Source organism: Rhodococcus sp. NPDC057135, assembly GCF_042670865.1.
In the GTDB taxonomy this organism is placed as follows: domain Bacteria; phylum Actinomycetota; class Actinomycetes; order Mycobacteriales; family Mycobacteriaceae; genus Rhodococcus_F.
In genome coordinates, this window is record NZ_JBHUUU010000010.1 from 204,623 (window position 1) to 230,275 (window position 25,653).

Here is a 25,653-nt window from a genome sequence, read left to right on the forward strand (position 1 = left end):
ATCGAAGGATCTTGCCATGCGCGACGCAGGAGGCAAACTGCCGCGTCGCCAGCCGCCGTCTCACCCCCACTTGTATCGATTGAATACAGAGCTTCATTCGAACTCTTGCAATTGCAATGCCGCCGAACAAAGGGAGCAAATGTCCAACACGTACGAACGTAAGTCACTGTTCATCGATGGAGCGTGGACACCGGGCGATTCAACGCTCGTCGATGTCGTGAACCCCGCAACCGGGAAAACGATCGGGATCGCACCGCTCGGTAGTCCTGCTGACATCGACGCCGCAGTCGTGTCTGCACGACGCGCGTTCGATGAGGGTCCATGGCCCCGCATGACGGTTCAACAGCGCGCCGAAGCACTTGGCAAACTCGAAGCCATCTACAGAAAGCGCACTGACGAGATGGCCTTGCTGGTCACTCGTGAGATGGGATCACCGATCACATTCTCTCGGCGCCAACAAACTGCGGTCGATATCCTCGCGCTGACAGTGGCGCTCGCGGCGACCTACAAGTTCGAGGAAGAGCGCCCTGGTCCCTTCGGTTCTTCTCTGGTGGTGCGCGAACCGGTCGGAGTCGTGGGCGCGATCGTTCCGTGGAACTTTCCACAGGCGACGACGATCCTGAAGGTGGCTCCGGCATTACTTGCCGGATGCACGGTGGTTCTCAAATCATCCCCCGAAACTCCGCTCGACGGTCTACTGCTAGCGGAATTCGCCGACGAAGCAGGCCTCCCGCCGGGCGTTCTCAACGTGGTACCAGGTGGAAGCGATGCGGGAATTGCACTAGTCGCTCATCCAGGCATCGACAAGGTCGCATTCACTGGATCGACTTCTGCTGGACGGTCGATCGCAAGCGCTGCCGGCCGTGACCTCAAACGAGTCACGCTTGAACTCGGAGGCAAGTCGGCCGCTGTCGTCCTCGACGATGCAGACCTGGATTCCACCATTCCCAAACTCAGCGACATGATGTGGGCCAACAGTGGGCAGGTCTGCGTTGCGCAGACGCGACTCCTCGTTTCAAGGCAACGGCACGATGAGGTCGTTGAACGCATGGTTGAGCATGCACGCAATCTGAAGGTGGGCGACCCTGAAGACAAGGCAACCGACATGGGGCCTTTGGTCAGCCAACGACAGCGCGACATCGTCGAGGGTTACGTCCGCGCCGGCATTGATGACGGCGCGAGCATCGAGATCGGCGGAAAGCGCCCCGCCGATCTCGATCATGGATTCTATTTCGAACCAACCATTTTCACGGGGGTCGACAACTCCATGCGAATCGCCCAAGAGGAAATATTCGGCCCTGTTCTTTCGGTAATTCCTTTCAGCTCAGAAGAAGAAGCATTGCGAATTGCCAACGACTCGAATTTCGGCCTCGCTGGATCCGTGTGGACAGCAGATGTGGAGCGAGGCGTAAAGCTTGCCCGCCAGGTACGAACAGGCACGTGTCGCGTCAACGGTGCGGCGGGCTCTCCGTTCGCCCCCTTCGGAGGATTCAAGTCGAGCGGCATCGGTCGTGAACTCGGACCCGAGGGAATCGATGCCTTCGTCGAGATCAAGTCAATTGCATTGCCACCCAAGGTATAACGGTTTCCAATAGCGCGGGAACGCGATCGTCGAATCGCGTTCTGAACGGTAACCGCAAAATCGAGCGGAGCGATCGGTGAATTGCTGATCTTCCGTAGACGCCGAGAGTCGCCTGGAGTGTGAGCGAGACCAGCAGGTCGACTGCTCTCCGTGGCCACATGCTGATCACCGCTGCCTTGGGCCGTGCGATCAGCTGTGATTTCACAGCCTACGGACGAAACCGCCTAGCCTGTACCGTGTTTCGCTCTATCGTCAGCAAGGAGAGCGACAGTTACAGCGGCGTTCTGTGCAGGGCAAACAGGTAACAAGCGCTGGATACTCGGCTCCGTTGAAGTACGAGAAGCCTTCGGTGAAGTTTCCGAGATCGGAGGCTTCTCGCACACGAATACCCGGCTCGCGTTGGAGTTGGTACTGATTGTCGGCGGTTCCTTGCTACCGCTGTTGGACAAGGTTTTCCGCTCCTGTCACCGGTCACCACCGTTGTGGTGACCGGCAATGCGGTATTACCCGTCGTCCCCGCGTTTCACGCCAACGCATAGTGATTGATCCATGCAGCATTTTCATGGCGGGTGCCGAAATTAATACTTCCTGACAGCTTTCGCGGCGTCACGTGGAGTCCAGCGGCGGTGTCGCCGGTGATGCCAGGAGGCACGCTGGTGCCGAGATTCTCCCGAGGTTGTAAGCGGAGTCACGAAGGAAGAGGGCCGGCGCGTATCGAAAAGTGGTGTCATTCGATGAGGCGCCTTCTGCCCGACCGGGAACCCAGCGCCTCACCATCGAACCTTTGTCGTTTGAAGCGTCGTTCAACCATCGGAGGTTCTTGCTCCAGCCCGGGCATTTTGCCGGGTATGACCCGGACACATCAGATACCGCGAATGAACTGGGCTCCAAAGGGTTTCGTGGGTATATCCGCAGAAGTTGTGAGCACCTCTGGCACCCCTCCAGGATTCATACCCCTTGTTGTCGCTCGCTTCGAACCGGTGTTCAGGAACTAAAACAGGGGCGCGTTCCTAAGCGCCTCAGCATGTAGTGCTCGGGCCGACTTGATCAAGGCGACGGCGTCAGGACCCCACATCATCCGCATGAAGTACCGCTCGATCGGCGGCCGCTGAACAAGCCAGATGAGGGGGAGCCCCAGTTTCGTGGCGACCAAGGCTATGCGCTCCTTGCGTCGACTCACCCCCATGGAACGGCGTGTCTTGCCGCTGAACGACGCCAGTACAGGGAGCTCGAACAGTTTGGTTTGAATCAGTAGCTGCGCATATACGCGATACTGGCTCCAGTGACGGTTCTTCTTCATGGAGTCGGCCAGTACTGTCTTGAGGTTCTCGCCGGTCTCGGGAAGGGTGTCTATCGACTCGCTGTGCCCGAACAGCGCAGCGTCACGCTGGTAGAGATTCTCGAGATCCGCCATTGAATGTGGGAGATCTTCTGCAGCGGCAGGAAAGATTCGGCAATATTCCGCCACCTCAGAGATAAATCTGTCGCGCAGGTGGGCGGGTAGCCTCTGGGGAAGCTTCGACCCGCGGAATGCCAGTGTCTCGTAGAGCCAAAGCATCGAGTGCATCTCTGTGAGCGCCGCCCACATGGAATCGCGCGGGGAGTTGGCTGCGTATCCACCGATCTCAGGTTCGCCGACGTCGATGATGTCACCGGCTACTTTCGCGTGAATGTTGTTCATGTGCTTGGCTACTCGCGTGGCGGTGCCGCTATCACCGAGCCACATCGGAGCATGAATCCCTGAATTTCGCTGAATGCGATCGAACACATCGAACGCGGTAAGTTCGCCCTTGCGAGCCTTGCGCGAAATCGGATCCCAGTCCCGCACGCCGGCAGCGATTGGCTTGTAGGTCAACTGGAAGGGGATCTGAGCGGCACTCTGGAAAACGATGGTTGCCGGACTCAAGAGCACCTCCCAGGCGACGGAACCCGGCCCGAAGACACCGTGGTCGGCGTTGCTCCCTCCACCCGGACCAGCAGCTGTCGGCTCACCGAACCGGCGCCATCGTGATTCCGTACCCCACAACTTCTTCTTTGTAACGACCGGATCGATCCGCTCGCTGCGTGCACCCGCGACCATCTGTACTCCACTCCTTCTGCGCTTAATTCCCGATCGGGAACTACTGACACATTAGGCGCGCCGGAGGCCGATGCCAAGAGTGGAGGCCCGGTTTCAGCAAGAAATCTGAATCGTCGGGGGTAATTTGTGGTCGTGCCCGACCGGGTGCGGCGTCTTGGCCACTGCACGATTCGCTGCTGTGTTCGAACTCGGAGGAGCCGTAGCTGCGTACTTCCAACCCTCGAGTGGCAATACCGAGTGGTTGCACCAATCGAGGGAAGAGATCTTCGAGGGCGTTTCCGTCCCTGTCGAATCAAAACCGCATACGTACAGGGGTCCATTCCGGAGTTGTTCTGCCCCGGGTACCACCGAAGAAACGCCGCTTCGAGAAGATCAATTGGATCTGGTGTCATCGACGGCGATCGACTACCGGAGGCGGCGTTCCCACTTCCCAGCGCAATCTGACTTCCGAAGCAACCACACCCGACTCTCGCCCGAGCACCGAACGCCTACCTGACCACCGCATCCACGTGGAATTCAACGCTGCATCCGGCAACTCCCGACCGGCTGGTGAGGGGTCCGATCCACCTCATGCATCGGGAGTACGTGTACCTCGACACAGCACTCGGAACAGGCGCCGTCAGACGAGATACCAATCACGGGCCTCTCGAACTCACACCGACCGGTGCGTCGCTGTACCACCTGGCGCGGGCGAAGATCCATCGCCTCCGCCAGGTCGCCGGCTACGAATCCCCCGGCCGACTTGGACTCCCTCAACGACACCGAAGGCTACTGCGCGTGAGCACACAGCAGCAGCTATCCCCGTGCCATATCGACGAACTTCGACAGGTGAAGTTGGTGCGCCACAGTAATTGTCGCGGTCGGACCATTACGGTGCTTGCCCAGAATCAGGTCGGCCTCACCGCCACGGGGATCATCTCGCTCGGTCGCGTCGGGGCGGTACAGCAGGATCACCATGTCGGCGTCCTGCTCGAGTGAACCGGACTCACGAAGGTCGGCGACCTGAGGACGCTTGTCGGTTCGCTGCTCGGGACCACGGTTGAGCTGACAGATCGCGACAACCGGAACTTCGAGCTCCTTCGCCAAAAGCTTTAGGCTACGGGAGAATTCGGAAACTTCCTGCTGACGGGACTCGACCTTTTTACCGGAGCTCATCAGCTGGAGGTAGTCGATCACGATCAGGCGAATATCGTGTTTCTGCTTGAGCCGCCGCGCTTTTGCGCGAATTTCCATCATCGTGAGGTTGGGGGAGTCGTCGATGAAGAGCGGCGCCTCGCTGATCTCACTCATACGACGCGCGAGCTTGGTCCAGTCGTCGTCGGTCATCTTGCCGGAACGCATGTCACCGAGCTTGATCTTTGCCTCGGCGGACAGCAGACGCATGACGATCTCGGTTTTGCTCATTTCCAGGGAGAACATGACGCTGGCCATGCCGTGGGTGATGGAGCAGGAACGCAAAAAATCCATTCCAAGCGTCGATTTGCCCACACCAGGTCTCGCCGCGACGATAATCATCTGACCAGCGTGAAGACCGTTGGTGATCTCGTCTAGATCCTTGAATCCGGTGGGCACACCGAGGGAAATTCCGCCGCGGCTGGCGATGGAGTCGATCTCGTCCATCGTCGGCTGGAGGAGCTCGGTCAGGGGTACGAAGTCTTCGGTGGTTCGACGCTCGGTGACCTCGAAGATCTCGGCCTGCGCGCGGTCGACAACCTCGGCAACATCCTGGCCCTCGGTGCCGGCGTAGCCGTACTGGACGATGCGAGTGCCGGCGTCGACCAGACGACGCAGCACGGACTTCTCGGCCACGATCTCGGCATAGAAGGCTGCGTTGGCTGCAGTGGGCACTGTCTGGGTCAGGGTCACCAGATAGGCAGCACCTCCGATACGGCGCAGCTCACCTCGACGGTCGAGCTCGGCGGAAACCGTCACCGGGTCGGCGGGCTCACCACGGCTGTAAAGGTCCAGGATCACGTCGTAGACGGACTGGTGGGCGGGCCGGTAGAAGTCACCGGGACGCAGTACCTCGAGCACGTCCGCGATGGCGTCCTTGCTCAGCAGCATGCCGCCGAGCACCGACTGCTCGGCAGTCATGTCCTGAGGTGGCTGGCGTCCGAACTCTTGATCGGGCTCGGCCTCGGGCGGGCCCGGGTAGTCCGGCCCTGAGAAGTCGGAAGGTCCTCGATCATCTACAACAGCCACAAGCGAGACCTTCCCGTAAAACACTCGACGACACTGCCAGAAACCGCAGCGCCCTCATCATTTGTACCTGCCCCCGCCGACATCCCCTAGCCGCATTCGGCCGGGCTGTAGATAGACGCCGAGATGACGTTAGGGACTAGTAGGTCTGCATACAAACCGGACTGTGGATAAACCTGTGGATGCATTGTGGAAACTCCCGCCCCACGATGTGCACCGCCTGTGGAGTATTTGGGGACTACTTTGCGTAGAAACTACAAACGGCTAGGTAGATGGCTATCCACAATTTCACAGGCCTGTTGATGAAAATAGTTCTTCCACAGTCGGCGCGTCGGCGTGTCGGGCGTGTTGCCTCGCCCGATTCATCACTGATCACCGAAGTCGAACATCACAGTGTGAGAGTTATCCCCAGGTCCGATTCGGGACCCTCGCACGGGGCCAAGCAGTCGCGCGCAACCTCGAAACAAAAACATCGGGCCCCGCACACCGAAGTGTGCGGGGCCCGACGAGACGAACAGTCGACTATGCGCCGACGACGTTCAGGTTGAACTTGGCAACCACATCGGGGTGCAGGTTCACGACCACGGCATGCTTGCCCGTGTTCTTGATGTGAGCCTTCGGCAACGCGATGGAGCGCTTGTCGACAACCGGTCCACCGGCAGCCTTGATCGCAGCAGCGACGTCAGCGACGGTAACCGAACCGAAGAGCTTGCCCGAGCCACCGGCGGTCTTGACCGTCAGCGTTACGGACTCGAGGCCCTCGATAGCTGCCTTGAGCTCCTTGGCGTGATCCAGGCCGCGCACAGCGCGCGCTTCCTGTGCACGACGGATGCCCTCGACCTGCTTCTCGGCGCCACGGGTGGCGACGATTGCCAGTCCGCGGGGGAGCAGGTAGTTACGGCCGTAGCCGTCCTTGACCTCCACGGTGTCGCCAGGCGCACCGAGGTTGTCCACGTCAGCGGTGAGGATGAGCTTCATGTTCTTTCCTCCCTTTCCTTAGCGAGCCACGGTGGCGTAAGGCAGCAGTGCTACCTCACGTGAGTTCTTGACGGCAATGGCAACGTCGCGCTGGTGCTGGACGCAATTGCCGGTGACACGGCGAGCACGGATCTTTCCGCGATCGCTGACGTACTTACGCAGCAACGTCGTGTCCTTGTAGTTGATCTGCGTGTTCTTCTCTTTACAGAAGGTGCAGACCTTCTTCTTCATAACCTTGTCGCGCAAGGGCGGCTTCGGCATGTCTTTGCTCTTTTCTGGATGTTCCTGATCAGGTACGGATCAGAAGGGCGGTTCGTCGCTGCCCGCACCACCGAAGGAGCCCGAAGCCTGAGGCGCACTGCCCCAAGGATCGTCTCCACCCGAAGGTGCAGCGCTCGGACGTCCGCCACCCGATCCGCCGGAGGAACCGCCGAAGTTGCCGCCTCCACCGCCGCCACCACGGTTGGCCTTGTTGACCTTTGCCGTGGCGTACTTCAGTGAAGGACCGATTTCATCGACTTCGAGCTCGACGACAGTTCGCTTTTCGCCCTCGCGAGTTTCGTACGAACGCTGCTTGAGCCGGCCGCTCACGATTACTCGTGAGCCACGGGTCAAGCTCTCCGCGACGTTCTCGGCTGCTTCGCGCCAGATGTTGCAACGCATGAACAGTGCATCGCCGTCTTTCCATTCATTGGAATTACGGTCGAAGGTGCGGGGCGTGGAAGCAACCGTGAAGTTTGCAACCGCGGCACCCGCCGGGGTGAAACGAAGTTCAGGATCAGCCGTCAGGTTTCCGATGACGGTGATGATGGTGTCGCCAGCCATGTGGTTCCTCCTGCATTGATGTAAGACCGTTGGGCGCGAGAGTAGAGCTCGCTACCGACAGTAATTACTTGTTGTGGCGCAGAACCTTCGTGCGCAGAACCGACTCGTTCAGACCGAGCTGACGATCGAGCTCAGCGACGGTGGCGGGAGTGGCGTTGATGTCGATCACCGCGTAGATACCTTCAGCATGCTTCAGGATCTCGTAGGCGAGACGACGCTTGCCCCAGACATCGACCTTGTCGATCGTGCCGCCGTGCTGGCGCACAACATTGAGGAACGTATCCAGTGAAGGAGCGACAGTGCGCTCGTCCAGGCTGGGGTCAAGGATGACCATCAATTCGTAATGACGCATAAGACCTCATCACCTCCTGTGGACTAAGTGAAAACGGCCACGGACTATCCGTGGCAGGAGGGTCGTTGCGTCAGCAACCCTCGTAGGTTACACGAGGGGCCTTGACCAGGGAAATCGTCCCGCCCCTCGAGGAAGATCACCAGGTCGATACGCGACGCGTGGTGCAGACGAGTCGCCCCGCGAGCCACTCCGCCCCCTAGGGTGAGAATCATGCGAACAGACCGCAAGACCCCGGCGTCGATCCTGGCGTTGGTCGTCGGATTGTGCGGCCTGACGATGGCGCTGGGCTATTTCAACAAGGCCAGATGCGGCGGCGCACCGTTCGCTCCCGACGGCCGAAGCCTGAACTTCGACGTCAACAAGAACATCGACGTCTGCTACTCCGACATTCAGCTGCTCTGGCTCGGACGAGGTATCGATCAGCATCTGTTCCCCTTCGTCACCGGAGGGATAACGCCCGAAGGATTCCTGACCGGCGGAACCGTCGAATACCCGGTACTCAGCGGAATTCTGATGTGGCTGGGCGGTATCGGCTCACACACCGACACGGACTTCCTTCTGCACTCGGCACTGATCCTGGCTCCTTTCGGACTGCTCACCGCGTGGATGCTCGGCAAGATGAGCGGCGCGTACGCGCTCGTGTGGTCGGCAACACCGCCGCTGGTTCTCTACGCGTTCCACAACTGGGAACTCCCGGTGGTGGCTACCAGCGTCGGCGCGATCTTCCTGATGACGTTCGAGCGGATCCCGCTGCGAACTCGCGCGATTCTGGCGGCCGTCATCCTGGCGATCGGCTTCTGCTTGAAGCTGTACCCGGGAATGTTCGTGCTGCCGCTCATGGCCTACGTGCTCCTACGCGGAACTGAAAGCAAGCGCTACGACGTTCGTGGGGCGCTGATGACGGCGGGTGCAGCGATCGCCACCGTCGTCCTCGTCAACCTGCCGTTCGCCCTCATCTCGTACGAAGGCTGGCGCGCGTCGTTCAGCTTCCAGGAGAAGCGAAGCGCCGACATCACCACCAACTCATTGTGGTTCTGGGGGTTGCGGCCGTTCTACGGTTTCGGAGTTCGCGAACTCAACGCCGACTACGACGCACTGGTGAGCATCCTGTCCCCAGTAATGATCCTGGCGTCGTTCGCGCTCGCGATGTATCTGGGTTGGCGACGCTACGTCCGCGACGGCTACTTTCCGTGGATTGCCGTCAGTGCCGCGATGTTGTGCGGATTCGTGTTGCTGCACAAGGTCAATTCACCTCAGTACACGCTGTGGATCCTGCCGTTCCTCGTTCTGTTCAAGATCCGGTGGTTCTGGATCGTCGCCTATCTGATCGTCGATGCGGCGTTGGGCATCGGCGTCTTCCGGTACTTCTACCAACTGGACATGAATCTCGATCCGAGCAAGTACGAGGCCGTCGTCCAGGCGAGCGTCTGGGGCCACGTCATCCTGCTCGCCGTGTTCTTCTTCCTGTTCTTGCGAGTCCCACTGCGTTATCCACTTGCCGGCGGGACCGATCAGATTGCCAACTCCGACAACACCCTTCCGACACACTCACGGGAGCACGCCTGATGGCTGCATCATGGTTCGATTCACCGACGCTGACCGGTGATCGAGTACGACTCGAACCCCTGAGCGTCGCGCACACCGACGCACTGCTCGCGGCCGCCGACGACCCGGCGATCTTTCGCTGGACCGCGGCGCCGATCACCGATCGGGAACAGGCACAGAAGTACATCGCTGCAGCCGCCGACGACCCGAATCGGATCGCCTTCGCGCAGGTGAGCATCGCGACGAACGCCGTGGTCGGCACTACGTCCATGTACCAGATCGACCCGGTAAACCGCAGTCTTGCAATCGGATACACGTGGTTGTCGCGATCGGTTCAGGGAACCGGGATCAATCCCGAATCGAAGCTGCTCCTGCTTCGCCATGCCTTCGACCAGCTCGAAGCCGTACGCGTCGAGTGGCACACGGACGAGTTCAACGAACAGTCCAGGGCGGCGATCGCAAAGCTCGGCGCTCAGTTCGAGGGCCTGCTGCGCAAGCACCGGCGCCGCGCCGACGGCAGTTGGCGTACAACAGCACTGTTCTCGATGACCGACAACGACTGGCCGACCATCGCACCTCAACTCGAGACACGTATCCGAAACTAGCCATCACCTGCACTCTTCGGCGAAGTCCATGCCAAGATTCACCTCATGAGCGATCAGGGTGGGTACGGGTACCAGGGCAATCAGAATTGGCAACCGGCTCCGTACGGGCAGCCTGATCCGTACGGCAGGCGGCCGACGAACACGCTCGCAGTACTCGCTCTCGTCTTCGCGTTCCTCATCGCGCCGCTGGGGATCGTCTTCGGGCACATCGCACGCGGCCAGATCAAACGAACCGGCGAAGAAGGCGACGGACTTGCTCTTGCCGGACTGATCATCGGCTACATCTTCACCGCACTGGGAATCCTGGCCGTGGTGGTGTGGATCGCGTTCTTCGGGTTGCTCGCCGCCGCTTTCGGCAACGCCGCGAACGAGGCGAGTTCGCGGAGTTTCACCTACACGACGCCGTACTCGTACTCCACGACCACGACTCGGGCGCCGAGTGCACCCACCACAGCGCCGAGAACGACAACACCCCCACGCGTCACGACCTCGATCGGTCCTGCGCCTACCGTCTCCGGCACCGACCGTCAGGGCTTCATCTCCGGCGGTCCCAGTTGCAACTCCACCAATCCTGCCGTCGCCATTGCCGTCACGACCGGATCACGAATCGTCATCTGCGAAACCGGAGTCGGCCGTTACTACTACAAGGGTCAGCGGCTGAGCGACGGCGCCACCATCGAACTCGACGATCCGACCCCCACCGGCAACGGATTCACCGTCAGCAACAAGGACGTCACATACAAGCTCACCTCCGGCGGACTGGTGATCACCGGCAACGGAGGCGAGCTGGGTAGGGAAGCCGCCATCGAATTCTGGATGAACTGACCCACGTCAGCCGGCGCACGGGTCCTGGTAGGGAACACCGGGCAGGTAACGCTCCCATTCGGCTTCCGTGATGGGAGATCCTGCGGTGCGGCACAATCGGTCGACGACGCTGCCCGGATCGATCCCCCACAAGCGAACCGTCTTGTCCGACCCGCTGCCCGCGATCATGTCACTCTCACCGGCGAACTGAGCGTCGTTGACGCGACCCGGGTAGGCGGACAGCGTCGCAAATCGTGTTGGCCGTGAAGGCGTTTCGATGTCCCATAGCCACACGGTTCCGTCTCCGACACCGGCAGCAAGCCGATCACCGGCGCGGTTGAACGAGATCGAATAGATTGCGCCCTCTGGGCCGAGAAGACGAGCGAGTTCCTCGGGCGCCGACGGTGTGCGTACGTCCCACACGGCGACACCGTGATCCGCGCTTCCGGCGGCCAACAGCTTTCCGTCGGCACTGAAAGACACTGCTAGTGCGTAACTCTGGAACCCGCCCACCGTTGCCGCCACCCTGGGCGACGCTGGGTTCGACACGTCCCACAGATCAACGTCATTCTTGGCGTTCGCGATCGCCAGAATGTCGGCACCCGGTTGAAATGCCATCATCTGCGGGTAAGAGCCGACATCGGTCAACGACAACAGTTTCGGGGCCGACGGATCGGAGACATCGACCAAGGCCACACTGTTGTCGTCCTGCGAGGACACTGCCAGCAGATCTCCGCCGGGATTCAGGGCGACAACCGCCACGATGCCCTTCACGTACACAGCGGGTTCGCTGTAGATCCGTGGCGACGCCGGATCACTCAGGTCCCAGAGATAGGCACCGCCGCCGCCGGTGCCGCTCACGGCCAGGTTCCCGTCCGCCGACACCGCCGATGCTCCGCTGAAAGAGTCGGCCCCTTGCGGTTTCAGTTCCGGCATCACCGCGGGGTGATCGAGGTCCTCGGTGTTCCACGCCAACATCGCCCCGCCCTTGGCACCGACGCCGGCCACCAGACGCGAGCCGTCCGCGGCAAAGGGACTGGTGAAGATCGTGTCTCGCGCACCCGCCCACACGGGCCCAGGCAGAGCCCACACACGAGTCACACCGTTGAGTCCTCCGGTGATCAGGTTGCGGCCGTCGTCACTGTAATCGACGGTGGTCACCGCCCCACTGTCCGGAAGTGTTTCGATCAACGCTCCGGTTCGCGGGTCCCAAACGCGCACGGAGTTGTCGGAACTTCCTGCAGCAAGACGTGTTCCATCTTTGCCGTAGTTGAGTTCGTTGACGTAACTGGAGAATCCCGTCAGTGCCGTCAGTGGAGCAGGGCGTGCCGGATCGCTCATGTCCCACCGAACCACCTCTCTGCCAGTGGTTCCCGCCGCAAGCTCACGTCCGTCCGGACTGAAGGCGACGCCGAGGTAGTGGACGGTGGTGCCGTTCGGCTCGGCCGCGAAGATCGGCGCCGATTCCTCACCCCACTTCGCGACGTCCCACACACGCAATGTCGATTGACGCCCGCCCGCCACGAGGAACCGTCCGTCAGGACTGAACGTCGCAGTGACGATACCGTCAGCTGGATGCGGAAGAGGAGTCAAGGCAATACCATTCGCGGACGCGTCGATGTTCCATCGCAGGACGTCGGGCGTCGAGGTACCGGCGACCAATTTGGTTCCGTCGGGGCTGAACTCCATGTCCTGCACTACGCGTTCCCCGTTGACGGGAAGTGTTCCACGGACCGGATTCTTCGGATCCGACACGTCCCAGAGTGCAGCGCCGCCGGCGCCGCCGGTGGCAAGCAGCCGGCCGTCCGGGCTGTAGGCGACAGCAAAGAGAGCCGTGCCCTCCGAGACGCCGAGGAACTCTGTCTGCGGAACAGCCGAGGCCACACCGTCCACCATCGGATACAGCCTGACCTTTCCGTCCGAACCACCTACCGCCACAACAGTTCCGGCTGGGTTTATCCGGGCCTTCATCGCGCCGGGCGGCCCGATGATGCGAGTAGCCGAATGAACACCCGACGCATCCAGCAATGCCGAGCGGGCTTCGGTCGTTTCGTTGACCGCAAATGCCGCCAGAGCAAGCTGCGACGCCAGCGACGGATCCCGCTCACGCATCCCGATGGACTCGGTGGCAACCTGACGCGACATGGCCTCGTCGCGCGCGGTATCCGCCTGGACACGTTGACGATTCGCACCGATACCGGCGACGGTGGCAACCACCGCCAACACCAGAGCGATCACCGACGCAGCCGCCAGCGCAGTCACGAGCCGTCGCAGCACGCGCGTGCGTCGGCGATCGGCGAATTCCTGCTGATCACGATGCTCGCGGCTCGCGGCGAGGTACTCCCGCTCGGTGGCGTTGAGGTCGGCGGAGCGGGTCTGGCTCGGTTCGAGTGGGAGACCGAGCTCGCCCGAACGCAGCCATTCTTCCGTCAGATGTAGACGGGCGGGTCCGAGCAGTGCGCCGGGGTCGCGTCCACTGTCCTCCCACACCTGCGCCGCGTAAGTGAACCGGCGATGCACTGCCAGGCCGGCGCGGTCCGAGTCGATCCAATCTCGAAGCCGACTCCACGCGGACAGCAACACCTCGTGCGAAACCTCGACGGTCTCCTCGTCGACGGTGAGAAGTCGCCGCAAGGCGAACCGGTCGATGACGGTGTTCACGTCGTCGACGTCGTCACCGAGGAAGAGCTCGGTGCGCGGTGCGCGCCGACGCGTCTGCGTCACTTCGTCGACGTTGACCAAGCGCAGGAAGATCCTGCGCGCCAACTGCTGCTGCCGCTCCGTCAGTTCGCCGTACACTTCCTCGGCGCTCTGCTGGACGGCTCCGGCGATCCCGTCGGTGGCGTAGTAGTCCGAGACGGTCAGCGTCTTACGCGTCGACCGTTGCCAGGTCCCCAGCAGTGCGTGCGACAACAATGGCAAAGCGCCGGGGTCGCTGGCCGTGCGCGAGCCGCGTGGTGTCAGCTCGCCGACCAGAACCTGGACCAATTCGCTCTGCACGGTCATCCCGGCCTTGACCGCCGGCTCGACGATCACCTCGCGCAACTGCTCTTCGGTCAGCGGCCCGACCACCATCGGCGAGTCGTCGAGCAGCGGCACCAACAGCGGTTCCTCCGCTGCGAGCCCGTAGAAGTCTGCACGCATGCCGATGACGGCAATGGTGTTCTCACCGAGTTCCGCGAGAGTCTGCAGTATTTCCTCGCGACGATCACCGTCGCACTGCGTCCACAGTTCCTCGAACTGATCGAGGATCAAGACCGTTGGTTCGTCTGAAATCGACGACGGGATTCCTCCCGTACCCGGCTGCCGGATTTCCACCCGCCAGCCGTCGAACCGTGGATCGTCTCCGGCGATCTTGGGGGCGAGCCCGGCCCGCAGCAACGACGACTTACCCGAGCCGGAAGCACCGATCACCATGAACTGACGGCGGCCGTCACCCTGTATCGCCGACGCCACCCGTTCCGCCAAGTTGGCAGTGAGTTCATCTCGACCGAAGAACCACTCGGCGTCCTCCTGCCGGAACGACTCGAGTCCTCGATACGGAACGGTGGCGTCGCCGCGTCGTCTGGCCGTCAACTGTCTCACTCGTTGCACCGCACTGATCCAGAGCTGCCGCTCGTCGTCGGAATCGACACCGCAAGCCTCGAGGAGCGCGAAAAACATCGGAGTACTCGCCGGCGTCGGCAGGTGTTGGCCGGCAAACCATCCGCTGACGGTTCCGTGCAAACCTCCCGACCGCTCGACGGCGTCACGGACCGTCAGTCCGGCCGCCGTCCGCACATCGGTGAGCACCTCAGCAAACTGTCTACGCGACTCGATCCGGGCGGGATCAACCTGATTGTTTCTGCCGGCTTCCGCCTTCGAGTTCATAGCGACGCACTCTATCGGAGCAGGTAGGAGGTTTTCCTGTTGTATGGACTCTGTATCGAGAGTGTTGTGCCCGTTCCACTGAGACAGCGTCATCGAAATACTCGATCTCAGTCGCGCCCGAAGTCAGCAGCCCTTCTGCAAATACGGCAGTCGACGCCCCATCCCCTCCGTCGAAAGGCGCTACTCGCATGTCTGCAATCGGCATTTCTTCGAAGATCGAGGCGAACGTGTCCCGAGTCGGCAACCCCAAGCACGGCAAGCACAAGCCGAAGCTGAGCGTCCGCGAGATCGAAGTACTTCTCGCCTGGCTTCGTTCGGATTCCAAGTCCGAGGTCGCCGAGACACTCGGCCTACGCGTCAGCACCGTCAACACACACATCACTCGGATCCGCACGAAGTACAGCGACGTCGGGCGGCCGGCTCCCACGAAGGCGGCGTTGTTCGCCCGCGCGGTCCAGGACGGGTACACCACCCTCGACGAGTGGTGACCTCAGACCGCGACGGGTTCCGGTTCCTTTGCCTTGGACGGCTTCAGCCAACCGGGTAGCCAGGCAGGCTGTTTGTCCGGCGCCTGATCGAGAACGCCGCCCGCCGGATCGTCGATGAACCCGTATCGCACGAGGTCTTCCGACGGCCGGTAGATCTGCCGCACCACCAGCGCGCAGAGAACGAGCACCGCGATGTCCCGGATCACGACGGTTCCGGTGAACCACTGCTCGGGCAGACCCTTGTTGGACACGCCGAGGTAGTACATCATTCGTGGAACCCAGACCAGGGCGTCGATGGTCATCCACGCGAGCAGGAGTCTGCGGTGAGGCAAGGCCAACACGGCCAGCGGCACCAGCCACAGCGAATACTGCGGGCTCCACACCTTGTTCGTCAGCAGGAAGCCCGCGACGAGCAAGAAGCACAATTGCGCAACGCGCGGACGACGCTGCGCTGTCAAGGCGATGTAGCCGACACCGATACAGACGGCGACAAACAGCAGCAGGGAGACGGCGTTGAGATTCGACGGCGACTCACCTTGTGCGAGAGGACCGTCGAGGCCCTTCCACGACGTGAACGACGCGATCACGTTGTAAAGAGAATCCGGATCAGCCCCGCGCTCGGAGTTGAGCCGGAAGAACTCGTACCAACCGTGGGGGTACAGCGCGGCGATCGGCAGGTTCACCGCAAGCCAGGCCGCGACGGCGCTGAGAGCAGTCACCAGCCAGTCCCGCGTCTTGCCGGCACGCAGACACAAGACGAAGAGCGGCCCGAGTAGGAGCAGCGGGTACAGCTTCGCGGCGCCGCCGAGGCCGAGCAGAATTCCTGCGAGTACCGGACGCTTACGCGCCCACGCCAACAACCCGCCGGCCGCGAACGCCGTCGCCAACGGATCGAAGTTCGTGAACACGTGCACGATCACCAACGGGGAACAGGCGATCAGCGCGCCGTCCCACACTCGTCGTCCGGCCAGCAGGGTGCTCGCCCACACGGTCACCAGCCACGCCAACGCCAACCCGAATGCGACGACGTTGAAATAAAGCGCCACCTGAATCGCGCCCGGCAGCCAGGTGATCGAATCCCACGCCTTGGCGACCTTCATCGCGCCGTACTGATAGAGCCCCGAGATGACCGGATACTCCATGTACCGCATCTGGATCGAACCGTCGCCGCGCACTTCTTCCCACGACGTCTTGTACGGGAAAGCGCCTTGATCGAGGCGTTCGGCTCCGTACAGCGGAACGGTGTCGGAGTAACACATCGCCACGTACTGGCGGCTGCCACTCCAGTCGAGGCCGACCTGCCCCGTGTCGCCGACCGGCGACTGTTGAATGCAACCGGCCTTCGCGAACCAGCCGAAAGCCAAGAACACCACGGCGAGCAGGAGGATCACTCGCATCGGCGTGAAGAAGCGGGTGCGTCCGATCAGTGCGTGACGACCAACCGGACCGCCGACGGTTCCCGACAGCGCAGACACCAACGCATCGTTGCGACTGGGAACGTCCCGCCAATCCGCCGAACGAAGATCTTCGGCCAGCGGAGCGGGGGAGGTCGGTTCGGCATCATCAGCATTCGCGGCCACTCCGCGAGGTTACCGTCTTTCGAACCGACCACCCTCCAACTACTGGCCGGGGCTCACACCTGCCGGTTCTTCCTCAGTGGTCTCGCCTGCCCCCGGTACCTGCGGCGCCGTTGTCGTCGGCCTGGAGATTCCCGGGATCGGAATCGTGATGCCCGGCAGAACCTCGACCTGCGTCGTTGTCACCACGGGCGGCGGAGTGGTTTCCGTCGTCGTCGGTGTGGTGGTCGGAGGTGCCGACGTCTTGGGCGGTGCGGGTGCCGTGTACTCCGGAACACCACCGGCCTGGCCGTTGATCTTGCCCGGCGTCGGGAACTTTTCGTTGTCGGTGCCGTCGAGGGCGCCGTCCATCGTGTCCTTCCAGATGTCCGAAGGCAGACCCGAGCCGTAGATCATCGCGCCACCGGAATTGGTGATCGCTTCACCGTCGGGAGTTCCGACCCAGACCGCAGTCGAGAGTGACGGCGTGTAGCCGACCATCCACGCGTCCTTGTTGGCTCCGGTGTCACCGAGCTGCGCGGTACCTGTCTTCGACGCCGACAGACGTCCGCCGGCCAGGTTGTGACCGCGCGAGTACGCCGCGATCGGCTGCATCGCAGCCGTCACATTGTCCGCCACGGCAGCGTCGATGCGATCCTCGCCCGCGGGTGCGCCGCGGTCCAGCAACACGGTGCCGTCGGCCGCGACGACCTTCTGCACGAAGTGCGGTGCGTGATACGTGCCGGACGCGGCGAGCGTCGCGTACGACGACGCCATGTCGAGCACGCGGGCCTGGTACTGGCCGAGCACGATGCCGTTGTTGGGACCGGAACCGTCACCCTCGGTGAGCGACGGGCCGACGCCCGGGATGTCCTTCGGGATACCTGCCTTGTGAGCGATGTCCGCGATTGCCTGCGGGCCGTTGCCGTCGAGGCTGAGCATCTGACGGTAGAAGCTGGTGTTCAGCGAACGCTTGAGTGCTTCGGCGATGGTGCAGGTGCCGCAGCTTTCACCTTCCACGTTGCCGATGGAGATGCCGTTGACGGTCAGCGGCGAGCTGTCGTACATCTGCGAGAGCGGAATTCCCTGATCCAGGGCGGCTGCGAGACCGAACACCTTGAACGAGGAACCCGTCTGAAGTCCGGCATTCGCGAAGTCATATCCCGCGCCGTCCTCACCGCCGTAGTACGCCTTGACCGCTCCGGTCTTCGGGTCGACCGAGACCACTGCGGTGCGCAGATTCTCCGGCTCACCCTTCATGTTCGAACGCGCTGCCTCGACCGCTGCGGCCTGCGCCTGCGGGTCGATGGTCGTGGTGATCTGCAGACCCTCGGTGTTGAGCAACTGCTCGCTGATTCCGGCGTCGCCGATCTCCTTGAGCACCTGACGCTTGATCAGGCCTTCGGGTCCGGTCGAGCCCTGGCTGCTGTTGTCGACCTGGGCGAGCGGGATGTAACCGGGGTACTGCATCGGCGTGCGCGCAGCCTGATCCAGCGTGCCGGCGGACACCATGCCGTCGAGCACGTAGTTCCAACGGGACTTGGCACCGGTCGGGTTGGTTTCGGGATCGAGGAGCGACGGAAGCTGAATCGACGACGCCAGGACGGCGCCTTCCTCGATGGACAGCTGGTCGACGGGCTTACCGAAGTAAGCCTTGGACGCGGCTTCGATTCCGTACGCACCACGACCGAAGTAGATGGTGTTCAGGTATGCGGCGAGAATGTCGTCTTTGGACCACTCGTTGGCCATCTTCGAGGAGAGAACGAGTTCCTTCATCTTTCGCGTCAGCGAACGCTCCGAGCCGACGAGCGCCGTCTTCACGTACTGCTGCGTGATGGTCGAGCCACCACCGGCGCTGTCGCGACCGAGGACGTTGTCTCGGGCTGCGCGTGCGAAACCGGAGATCGAGAATCCGGGGTTCGAGTAGAAGTCGCGGTCTTCCGCGGCCAGAACGGCGTTACGAACGTGCATCGGCACCTGATCGAGCGAGACCTCGACGCGGTTACCTTCGTCCGGCGGGACCACGGTGCTGATCACCGTGGTGCCGTCCGAGGCAAAGACCGTCGCCACCTGATTGGTCTTCTGGTCACCGGGCTTGGGGACGTCCTGCACGATGTACGCGGCCATGAAGGCAAGAACGGGCAGAACAAGACCGAGCGCCACCAAGACGTAGGCCGAGCGGCGAACTGTGCGCCACTTGGACTTCTTCTTCACGGTGCTCTTTTTTCCCTTCGGGGGTTGTCCGTCATTGCCACCCCCACCGGAGCCACCAGTCGGCGGCTTCGTCGGCGGAGGTCCGACCGGCGGGCGAGTGCCCGCGTTGGTACGAGTGGTCGCTGCTGCTGCTGCGACGCGCTGGGTCGGTTCGTTTGCCTGAGCGCCGGCGGCGCGATCCCGTCCCGCGCGATCCTGTGGCGGCGGGCCGGAAGGTCGTCCCTGCGGCGGACGACCCTGCGGCGGGGGTCCGGCGGGGCGGCCCTGAGGAGGCGGGCCGGAAGGTCGACCTTGCGGCGGACGACCCTGCGGCGGGGGTCCCATCGGGCGACCTTGCGGCGGACGCCCCTGAGGGGGTGGGCCCATCGGAGGCCGACCCTGGGGCGGCGGACCCATGGGACGTCCCTGCGGCGGACGACCCTGAGGAGGTCCGGCGGGACGGTTGGGACCGACGGGACGGCCACCCGGGTTGTTGCCTCCCGGGTTGTTGTTGCTGGGGGAACTCACGAATCAAATCTCCAGTGGTCACGGACCGATCACGTGCAGACTTCGATCGGGCCCTTCTTCGGGTGTGGCGTTACTCGCTGGCGGTGCGCCGGCTTGGTGGGCGTGCTCGCCGCGGTCGCGGCGGCGCAGGTACTGCGCCGAGCACATAGGACTGCACCAAGTGGTTCCAACTGCAGGTACGGCACACCTCTACAACGTGCACCGTGAACTCCTCTGCTGTTTCCGCAAGCCGAGCGAGCTCGTCCGAGGTTCGGGCGGATCCCGAAACTTGGCCGAGCTTGTCGCCGAACACCCAGGACACGAGCGTCAACTGTTCCTTGCGGCAGATGGGGCAGACGACGTCGCTGCCCCGGCCGTGGAACTTCGCGGCTCTGAGTAGGTACGGATCGGCGTCACACACTTGCTTGACGTCGGTCCTACCCGCGGACACTTCGGCCAGCACAGACCGACGCGCGAGCGCGTAGTCCACAACTTGCCGCTGTATCCGCACCTGACCAGCGTACGTGCGTCCGCGCCCCGACGGACGGTTCGGGAGGGTCACGATGAACACATTTCGGGGGCCGGGGGCATGGCGACCAGCCATTACGATCACTTCCTGTGAAGTCTTCCCGTTCTCCGATGACGCGTGCTCGTGATCTCGATCGCGTCGAAACGTGCAATGTATTGGAAGCTGCATACGCCGAAGGGCAGTTGAGCGCAGAGGACTACTTCGAACGGACCGAGAAGGCGAAGGCCGCGAAGACCCTGCTCGCGCTCGCACGCCTGGTCAACGATCTGCAGGTGCCGAAGATCGAGACCAGAACGGCGCCTCGCACGTCGACGACACGCAAGGCCGGGTACCTCGGCGCTGCTGCTCTGATCGTCGTCGGCGCGATAGCCGCAGTGGCGTGGAGTCGGTCACCGTTGACGCCCTCGGAAGACATCACTGCCAGTTATGCCAGCACTACTTCCCTCGCTCCGCCGTTGCCGACCACCACCCCGGTGCCGGAGCCCACCGCCGAACCGATCCTGATCGCACATATCGACACGTTGACGCCGGAAGGAATCGGAGCATTCATCGAGAGGTATCGAGAAGAGTTCGGCGACATGTTCGTCGACGGCGCGAGCTTCCACGGTGACTACTCCTCGGTGAGCCGGGCGGTCCCCGACGCTCCCGCTCTCACCGAGTCCATCAGTTTTCGCGACGGCTTCGAGCGGGATGTGACATCCACTCCGCGGCGAACTGGCCAGCCGACCTTCGACCTCGGTTCCATCCAGATCGACAAACTCGCGCCGTACATGGCGAACATCGGCGGCTATGTCAACGTTTCGGACGCCGCGATCACGCACTTGATCATGGATGCGAACTACGGCGTCCCGGAGATCGCGATCTATGCGGAGAACGGACTCGGCCACCAAGGACGCATCGAAGTCACACCTTGGGGCGAGATCTCTCGTTCCTACCCGTACGGGAGCTAGGGTGAGCCGGTGAGTGGGTCCCCGACTACTACCTCTACACGCACCCGCGCGCGCGATGTCGACCGTTCCGACACCTGCGCCGTTCTCGACTCCGCCCTGTCCGACGGACAGATCACGGCGGACGAGCATGCGAACCGAACGGCATCGGCCATGACCGCGACCACCCTCGGCCAGCTCGATCTGCTGGTCCGCGATCTGCAGAAAGCGACGTTGCGCAACGCCGTCGCGAAAGTTCGCCGTATCGACAAGATCTGGTACCTCGCGGCCGCTTCGGTTGTCTTCGCGGGCCTGATCGGGTTCCTCACCTTGTCCGCCGACGATTCACCCCCTGCGCCTCCGCCGGTTTCACCACAGGCAATCGAACCGCTTGCCCCCATTGTGGGTTCGACGCTCGATACGGTCACAGCAAGCGGAATACGGGAGTTCATCACCCGGTACAGCGCCAAGTACGGCACGACGATGATCGATTCCGCTAACTTCTACGACGGCCATGCAAGCGTCACTCGCGCCGCCGCAGTCTCGCCGAATCTAAAGGAGGACATCGACTTTCGTGGAGGTTTCACACCAAGCGAGAGTTCCACATCCCGGGCGGCCAGCACGACTACCTTCGACCTCGCCTCGGTCGACATCGACAAACTCGCCGGATACCTGGCCGGAGCGTCCGCCAATCTCAACGTCCCCGACGCCAAGGTCTCACACATCGGCATGAGCTCGTCGAGCAACGAGCCACGCATTTCCATCTACGTGGACAACGACCTCGGCGCGAGCGGCTCGATGGAGTTGACCCCGGATGGCCGCCCGATCCGCCTGTCTCCCTTCACTCCTCGATAGGCCTCGGACATGCCGAACGATCTGACCCGGACCACCCGTGCTCGCGACGCCGACCGCGAGGCCACCTGCGCAGTGCTGGACTCCGCCTTCGCCGACGGGCAACTCACCGCGGCCGAGCACGACGAATTGACCGAACTTGCCGCGGTTGCAGTCACTCTCGGTGATCTCGAAGAATTGACGTTCGATCTGCAGACCGAGGCGTCCCTACCCATTCTTCGGAAAGAACCTTCGCTCGACACGCGTTGGATCGCCGTTGTGATCATCGCGCTGTCACTGGTCTCGGCTGTCGGTTTCGGAATCAAATACGCCGCGTCCGACGTCACGATCCTCTCCAGCCCCGAGCCACAGTTGCACACCGTCGACGGCCTGGGTGCGATGTTCCGTGCCATCGAAACGGAGTACGGCAGCGGACTGGTCGACGAGATGACCATCTACCCCACTTATGCACGGGTGACGCGCGCCGATCCTGCCGCGCCGCGCAAGAGCCTGGACAGCTACTACCGAGGCGACCTCGAGGACACGACTTCAGGTGGATCGCGCGAACCCGGCGTGGCACAGATCGATGTCACACAACTCGATCCTCGCATCGTGATCGCTCTGCTCGACGGCGCCGGAACAACGACGTCGGTGCAAAATCCGACCACTCGATACGTCTCTGTCGACAGCAACGAAAATGTTCCGACCATCCAGATTCACGTCGGCAACGACCTCGACGAGAGCGGGCACCTGACCGCTGCCCTCGATGGCGAAATCATGTCGATTTACCCGTTCAAGCCCTGATCTAGCCGTGACACCTTGGTACACGTATCGGGCCGCAGTGTGGTTTTATATATCGGCGCGATATAGTTGGTTATCGCATCAAGCGGTTAGGTTCAACGACTCGGGAGGTTTGTCAGTTGCTCGAACTCGCAATCCTCGGGCTGCTCCTCGAGTCACCGATGCACGGATACGAGCTGCGTAAGCGGCTCACTGGTCTGCTCGGCGCATTCCGCGCGTTCTCGTACGGATCGCTGTACCCGGCACTGCGGCGCATGCAAGCCGACGGACTGATCTCGGAAGACGTCGACACTGCCACCGGCACTCTCAAGCGTCGGGCGCGTCGCGTCTACCAGCTCACTCCGGAAGGGCGGCAACGGTTCACCGAACTGGTTGCCGACACCGGGCCGCAGAACTACACCGACGACGGTTTCGGCGTTCACCTCGCCTTCTTCAGTCGCACCCCCGCAGAAGCGCGGATGCGGATCCTCGAAGGCAGGCGACGTCAGGTCGAGGAGCGCCGCGAGGGGCTCCGCGAGGCCGTCGGTCGGGCCAGCGGATCGCTGGACCGCTATACCCGTCAGCTCCATCAGCTCGGACTCGAATCGAGCGAGCGCGAAGTGCGTTGGCTCAACGAATTGATCGCAGCCGAGCAATCGACAACAGGAACATCCCGGAAAGAAGGAGAACCCGACCATGGGTGAGAACAGCACCGCGGTGCGCGTAGCCATTGTGGGCGTGGGTAACTGCGCCTCGTCCCTGGTTCAGGGCGTCCACTACTACAAGGATGCCGACGAGACCCAGACGGTCCCCGGCCTCATGCACGTCAAGTTCGGTAAGTACCACGTCCGCGACGTGCAGTTCGTCGCTGCGTTCGACGTCGACGCCAAGAAGGTCGGCTTCGACCTCTCCGAGGCGATCCTCGCGAGCGAGAACAACACCATCAAGATCGCCGACGTCCCGCCGCTGGACGTTCCCGTGCTGCGTGGCCCGACCCTCGACGGCATCGGCAAGTACTACGCCGAGACCATCGAACTGTCCGACGCCGAGCCCGTCGACGTCGTCAAGGCACTCAAGGACGCCAAGGTCGACGTCCTCGTTTCCTACCTGCCCGTCGGTTCCGACGACGCTGACAAGTTCTACGCACAGTGTGCAATCGATGCAGGCGTTGCATTCGTCAACGCCCTGCCCGTCTTCATCGCTTCCGACCCGGAGTGGGCTGCCAAGTTCAAGGACGCCGGCGTTCCGATCGTCGGTGACGACATCAAGAGCCAGGTCGGCGCCACCATCACCCACCGCGTGATGGCGAAGCTGTTCGAAGACCGCGGCGTCGTGCTGGACCGCACCTACCAGCTCAACGTCGGTGGAAACATGGACTTCAAGAACATGCTCGAGCGTGATCGCCTGGAGTCCAAGAAGGTTTCCAAGACGCAGGCCGTGACGTCCAACCTGACCGGTGCGCTCGCCGGCAAGGTTCACGACCGCAATGTTCACATCGGTCCCTCGGACTACGTGGAGTGGCTCGACGACCGCAAGTGGGCATACGTCCGCCTCGAAGGCCGCGCCTTCGGTGACGCTCCCCTGAACCTGGAGTACAAGCTCGAGGTCTGGGATTCGCCCAACTCTGCCGGCATCATCATCGACGCCGTCCGCGCAGCCAAGATCGCCAAGGACCGCGGAATCGGTGGACCGGTTTACCCGGCTTCCGCTTACCTGATGAAGTCCCCGCCGGTCCAGATGGCCGACGACAAGGCTCGCACCGAGCTCGAGGCTTTCATCATCGGAGCCGACGAAGCGTAATTCGACTCACGCTGATTCGGGGTCTTGCGCCAAACGGCGCAAGGCCCCGATTCTGTTATCCGCAGGGTGTTTCCGCATCCGCGCGGGTAATCACGCCTGCGGCTGCTGAATCGCCGCGCGGGTCCGCGTGCCGATCAGCGTGGAATGATGGACATCAGAACCATCACACGGATCGAGGACCCCATGTCGATTACGTCGCTACCAGTGCTCGATCTGTCGCTGGCGCAGAATCCCGCCACCGCCGAGCAGTTCCGCACTCAGCTCCGCGAGGCCACCCACGAGGTCGGATTCTTCTATCTTGTCGGCCACGGAATTCCCGACGACCTGCAGCGACGCCTCCTCGACGTCGCCCGCGAGTTCTTCGCGCTTCCGACTGCCGAGAAGCTCGCGATCGAGAACGTCCGCAGCCCGCACTTCCGTGGATACACCAGGCTCGGCGGCGAACTGACCGAAGGCAAGCAGGACTGGCGCGAGCAGATCGACATCGGCGCCGAACAGCCCGCGGCCGAGCGCACCGACGCCTCACCGCCCTGGGAGATCCTGCAGGGGCCGAACCAGTGGCCCGACGCCCTTCCCGAACTCCGCGACGTCATCACCGAGTGGAACGACACGCTCACCTCGATCGCATTGAGCCTCTTGCGCGAATGGGCGGTAGCACTGGGCCAGGATGCAAACATCTTCGACGACGCGTTCGCTCACGATCCGTCGATACTCATCAAAGTGGTGCGTTACCCCGGACGTCCGGAAGGTGCCGGCTCCCAGGGCGTCGGCGGACACAAGGATGCGGGCGTGCTGACACTGCTCTATGTCGAACCAGGCAAGGGTGGTCTGCAGGTCGAGCACGACGGCGACTGGATCGACGCACCGCCGATCGACGGGGCACTGGTGGTCAACATCGGCGAACTGCTCGAGGTGGCAACCGGCGGCTACCTGAAAGCGACTGTGCACCGGGTAATTTCACCCGAAGGCGACGGCGAACGTATCTCGGTGCCATTCTTCTTCAACCCGAACTACGCAGCACAGATCCCGGAGTTCGACCTACCGCCCGAGTTGGCGGCGCGCGCCACCGGCGTCACCGTGGACGCGAACAACCCGATCCACGATTCCTACGGGGCGAACGCCCTCAAGAGTCGACTACGCGCGCATCCTGATGTCGCGGCCCGATGGTGGCCGGATATCGTTGCGGCACAAAGCGCTACCTGA

General features: G+C 62.5%; 21 protein-coding genes. 11 read left to right on the forward strand and 10 right to left on the reverse strand.

The features are described 5' to 3' along the window. Positions 1-139 precede the first annotated feature (139 nt). Entirely contained in the window at positions 140-1,582 is a 1,443-nt protein-coding gene (locus tag ACFT1A_RS20240; RefSeq protein ID WP_378448462.1) for an aldehyde dehydrogenase, read from the forward strand. A 991-nt stretch (positions 1,583-2,573) separates the two neighbouring features. Here ACFT1A_RS20240 and ACFT1A_RS20245 read toward each other — a convergent pair. From ACFT1A_RS20245 to rpsF, 6 genes are all read right to left on the reverse strand, one after another. After that, a complete protein-coding gene (locus ACFT1A_RS20245; RefSeq protein ID WP_378448463.1) occupies positions 2,574-3,662 on the reverse strand; it encodes an oxygenase MpaB family protein in 1,089 nt (362 codons plus the stop codon). A gap of 795 nt (positions 3,663-4,457) precedes the next feature. Further along, positions 4,458-5,864, reverse strand: coding sequence for a replicative DNA helicase (gene dnaB / locus ACFT1A_RS20250; protein WP_019746049.1), 1,407 nt, complete (start codon positions 5,862-5,864; stop codon positions 4,458-4,460). Positions 5,865-6,383: 519 nt separating this feature from the next. Continuing rightward, a complete protein-coding gene (gene rplI / locus ACFT1A_RS20255; protein WP_378448464.1) occupies positions 6,384-6,839 on the reverse strand; it encodes a 50S ribosomal protein L9 in 456 nt (151 codons plus the stop codon). An 18-nt stretch (positions 6,840-6,857) separates the two neighbouring features. Next, a complete protein-coding gene (gene rpsR, locus ACFT1A_RS20260) occupies positions 6,858-7,100 on the reverse strand; it encodes a 30S ribosomal protein S18 (protein WP_003941245.1) in 243 nt (80 codons plus the stop codon). 39 nt (positions 7,101-7,139) lie between these two features. After that, positions 7,140-7,664 (reverse strand): single-stranded DNA-binding protein, encoded by a 525-nt coding sequence (locus ACFT1A_RS20265; protein WP_003941248.1) that lies wholly within the window; start codon positions 7,662-7,664, stop codon positions 7,140-7,142. A gap of 64 nt (positions 7,665-7,728) precedes the next feature. Next, complete coding sequence (gene rpsF, locus ACFT1A_RS20270; RefSeq protein WP_003941237.1) at positions 7,729-8,016, reverse strand: 30S ribosomal protein S6; 288 nt, start codon at positions 8,014-8,016, stop codon at positions 7,729-7,731. Positions 8,017-8,226: 210 nt separating this feature from the next. On the opposite strand from rpsF, the gene ACFT1A_RS20275 reads away from it, so the two are divergent. From ACFT1A_RS20275 to ACFT1A_RS20285, 3 genes are read left to right on the forward strand one after another with little or no spacing between them, the layout of a single operon-like run. Continuing rightward, positions 8,227-9,582 carry a glycosyltransferase family 87 protein gene (locus ACFT1A_RS20275; protein ID WP_378448465.1) on the forward strand — a complete coding sequence of 452 codons (1,356 nt, stop codon included), beginning with the start codon at positions 8,227-8,229 and terminating at the stop codon, positions 9,580-9,582. After that, positions 9,582-10,166, forward strand: coding sequence for a GNAT family N-acetyltransferase (locus ACFT1A_RS20280; RefSeq protein WP_378448466.1), 585 nt, complete (start codon positions 9,582-9,584; stop codon positions 10,164-10,166). The genes ACFT1A_RS20275 and ACFT1A_RS20280 overlap by 1 nt, the downstream gene beginning before the upstream one ends. A 45-nt stretch (positions 10,167-10,211) precedes the next feature. After that, complete coding sequence (locus ACFT1A_RS20285) at positions 10,212-10,991, forward strand: DUF4190 domain-containing protein (RefSeq protein WP_378448467.1); 780 nt, start codon at positions 10,212-10,214, stop codon at positions 10,989-10,991. A gap of 6 nt (positions 10,992-10,997) precedes the next feature. Here the strand turns inward: ACFT1A_RS20285 and ACFT1A_RS20290 are convergent, their stop codons facing one another. Continuing rightward, positions 10,998-14,840, reverse strand: coding sequence for a hypothetical protein (locus tag ACFT1A_RS20290; RefSeq protein WP_378448468.1), 3,843 nt, complete (start codon positions 14,838-14,840; stop codon positions 10,998-11,000). 188 nt (positions 14,841-15,028) lie between these two features. Here ACFT1A_RS20290 and ACFT1A_RS20295 point away from each other — a divergent pair, with 188 nt between their 5' ends. After that, positions 15,029-15,328, forward strand: coding sequence for a helix-turn-helix transcriptional regulator (locus tag ACFT1A_RS20295; RefSeq protein WP_378448469.1), 300 nt, complete (start codon positions 15,029-15,031; stop codon positions 15,326-15,328). Positions 15,329-15,330: 2 nt separating this feature from the next. On the opposite strand, the gene ACFT1A_RS20300 is transcribed toward ACFT1A_RS20295, so the two are convergent. From ACFT1A_RS20300 to ACFT1A_RS20310, 3 genes are all read right to left on the reverse strand, one after another. After that, the gene (locus ACFT1A_RS20300; RefSeq protein ID WP_378448470.1) at positions 15,331-16,908 is read right to left on the reverse strand and encodes a glycosyltransferase family 87 protein; all 1,578 of its coding nucleotides are present in this window, start codon (positions 16,906-16,908) and stop codon (positions 15,331-15,333) included. A 39-nt stretch (positions 16,909-16,947) separates the two neighbouring features. After that, a complete protein-coding gene (locus tag ACFT1A_RS20305; protein WP_378448520.1) occupies positions 16,948-19,098 on the reverse strand; it encodes a transglycosylase domain-containing protein in 2,151 nt (716 codons plus the stop codon). A 577-nt stretch (positions 19,099-19,675) separates the two neighbouring features. Next, entirely contained in the window at positions 19,676-20,095 is a 420-nt protein-coding gene (locus ACFT1A_RS20310; RefSeq protein ID WP_042448217.1) for a DUF5318 family protein, read from the reverse strand. A gap of 128 nt (positions 20,096-20,223) precedes the next feature. Between ACFT1A_RS20310 and ACFT1A_RS20315 the strand changes: the two genes are divergently transcribed. From ACFT1A_RS20315 to ACFT1A_RS20340, 6 genes are all read left to right on the forward strand, one after another. Further along, complete coding sequence (locus ACFT1A_RS20315) at positions 20,224-21,063, forward strand: DUF1707 domain-containing protein (protein ID WP_378448471.1); 840 nt, start codon at positions 20,224-20,226, stop codon at positions 21,061-21,063. A 9-nt stretch (positions 21,064-21,072) separates the two neighbouring features. Next, positions 21,073-21,894 (forward strand): DUF1707 domain-containing protein, encoded by an 822-nt coding sequence (locus ACFT1A_RS20320; RefSeq protein WP_378448472.1) that lies wholly within the window; start codon positions 21,073-21,075, stop codon positions 21,892-21,894. A 9-nt stretch (positions 21,895-21,903) separates the two neighbouring features. Then, positions 21,904-22,674, forward strand: coding sequence for a DUF1707 domain-containing protein (locus ACFT1A_RS20325; protein WP_378448473.1), 771 nt, complete (start codon positions 21,904-21,906; stop codon positions 22,672-22,674). Between the two features lie 116 nt (positions 22,675-22,790). After that, entirely contained in the window at positions 22,791-23,354 is a 564-nt protein-coding gene (locus tag ACFT1A_RS20330) for a PadR family transcriptional regulator (protein WP_003946014.1), read from the forward strand. Further along, the gene (locus ACFT1A_RS20335) at positions 23,347-24,450 is read left to right on the forward strand and encodes an inositol-3-phosphate synthase (RefSeq protein WP_378448474.1); all 1,104 of its coding nucleotides are present in this window, start codon (positions 23,347-23,349) and stop codon (positions 24,448-24,450) included. Before ACFT1A_RS20330 ends, ACFT1A_RS20335 begins: the two co-directional genes overlap by 8 nt. A 144-nt stretch (positions 24,451-24,594) precedes the next feature. Next, positions 24,595-25,653, forward strand: coding sequence for an isopenicillin N synthase family dioxygenase (locus ACFT1A_RS20340; RefSeq protein WP_378448475.1), 1,059 nt, complete (start codon positions 24,595-24,597; stop codon positions 25,651-25,653).

Excerpts from the sequence above, each read along its gene's own strand:
- ACFT1A_RS20240 (WP_378448462.1), top strand. The coding sequence starts at position 140 with ATGTCCAACACGTACGAACGTAAGTCACTGTTCATCGATGGAGCGTGG.
- ACFT1A_RS20245 (WP_378448463.1), bottom strand. The coding sequence starts at position 3,662 with ATGGTCGCGGGTGCACGCAGCGAGCGGATCGATCCGGTCGTTACAAAG.
- rplI (WP_378448464.1), bottom strand. The coding sequence starts at position 6,839 with ATGAAGCTCATCCTCACCGCTGACGTGGACAACCTCGGTGCGCCTGGC.
- rpsR (WP_003941245.1), bottom strand. The coding sequence starts at position 7,100 with ATGCCGAAGCCGCCCTTGCGCGACAAGGTTATGAAGAAGAAGGTCTGC.
- ACFT1A_RS20265 (WP_003941248.1), bottom strand. The coding sequence starts at position 7,664 with ATGGCTGGCGACACCATCATCACCGTCATCGGAAACCTGACGGCTGAT.
- rpsF (WP_003941237.1), bottom strand. The coding sequence starts at position 8,016 with ATGCGTCATTACGAATTGATGGTCATCCTTGACCCCAGCCTGGACGAG.
- ACFT1A_RS20275 (WP_378448465.1), top strand. The coding sequence starts at position 8,227 with ATGCGAACAGACCGCAAGACCCCGGCGTCGATCCTGGCGTTGGTCGTC.
- ACFT1A_RS20280 (WP_378448466.1), top strand. The coding sequence starts at position 9,582 with ATGGCTGCATCATGGTTCGATTCACCGACGCTGACCGGTGATCGAGTA.
- ACFT1A_RS20285 (WP_378448467.1), top strand. The coding sequence starts at position 10,212 with ATGAGCGATCAGGGTGGGTACGGGTACCAGGGCAATCAGAATTGGCAA.
- ACFT1A_RS20290 (WP_378448468.1), bottom strand. The coding sequence starts at position 14,840 with ATGAACTCGAAGGCGGAAGCCGGCAGAAACAATCAGGTTGATCCCGCC.
- ACFT1A_RS20295 (WP_378448469.1), top strand. The coding sequence starts at position 15,029 with ATGTCTGCAATCGGCATTTCTTCGAAGATCGAGGCGAACGTGTCCCGA.
- ACFT1A_RS20315 (WP_378448471.1), top strand. The coding sequence starts at position 20,224 with ATGACGCGTGCTCGTGATCTCGATCGCGTCGAAACGTGCAATGTATTG.
- ACFT1A_RS20325 (WP_378448473.1), top strand. The coding sequence starts at position 21,904 with ATGCCGAACGATCTGACCCGGACCACCCGTGCTCGCGACGCCGACCGC.
- ACFT1A_RS20335 (WP_378448474.1), top strand. The coding sequence starts at position 23,347 with ATGGGTGAGAACAGCACCGCGGTGCGCGTAGCCATTGTGGGCGTGGGT.
- ACFT1A_RS20340 (WP_378448475.1), top strand. The coding sequence starts at position 24,595 with ATGATGGACATCAGAACCATCACACGGATCGAGGACCCCATGTCGATT.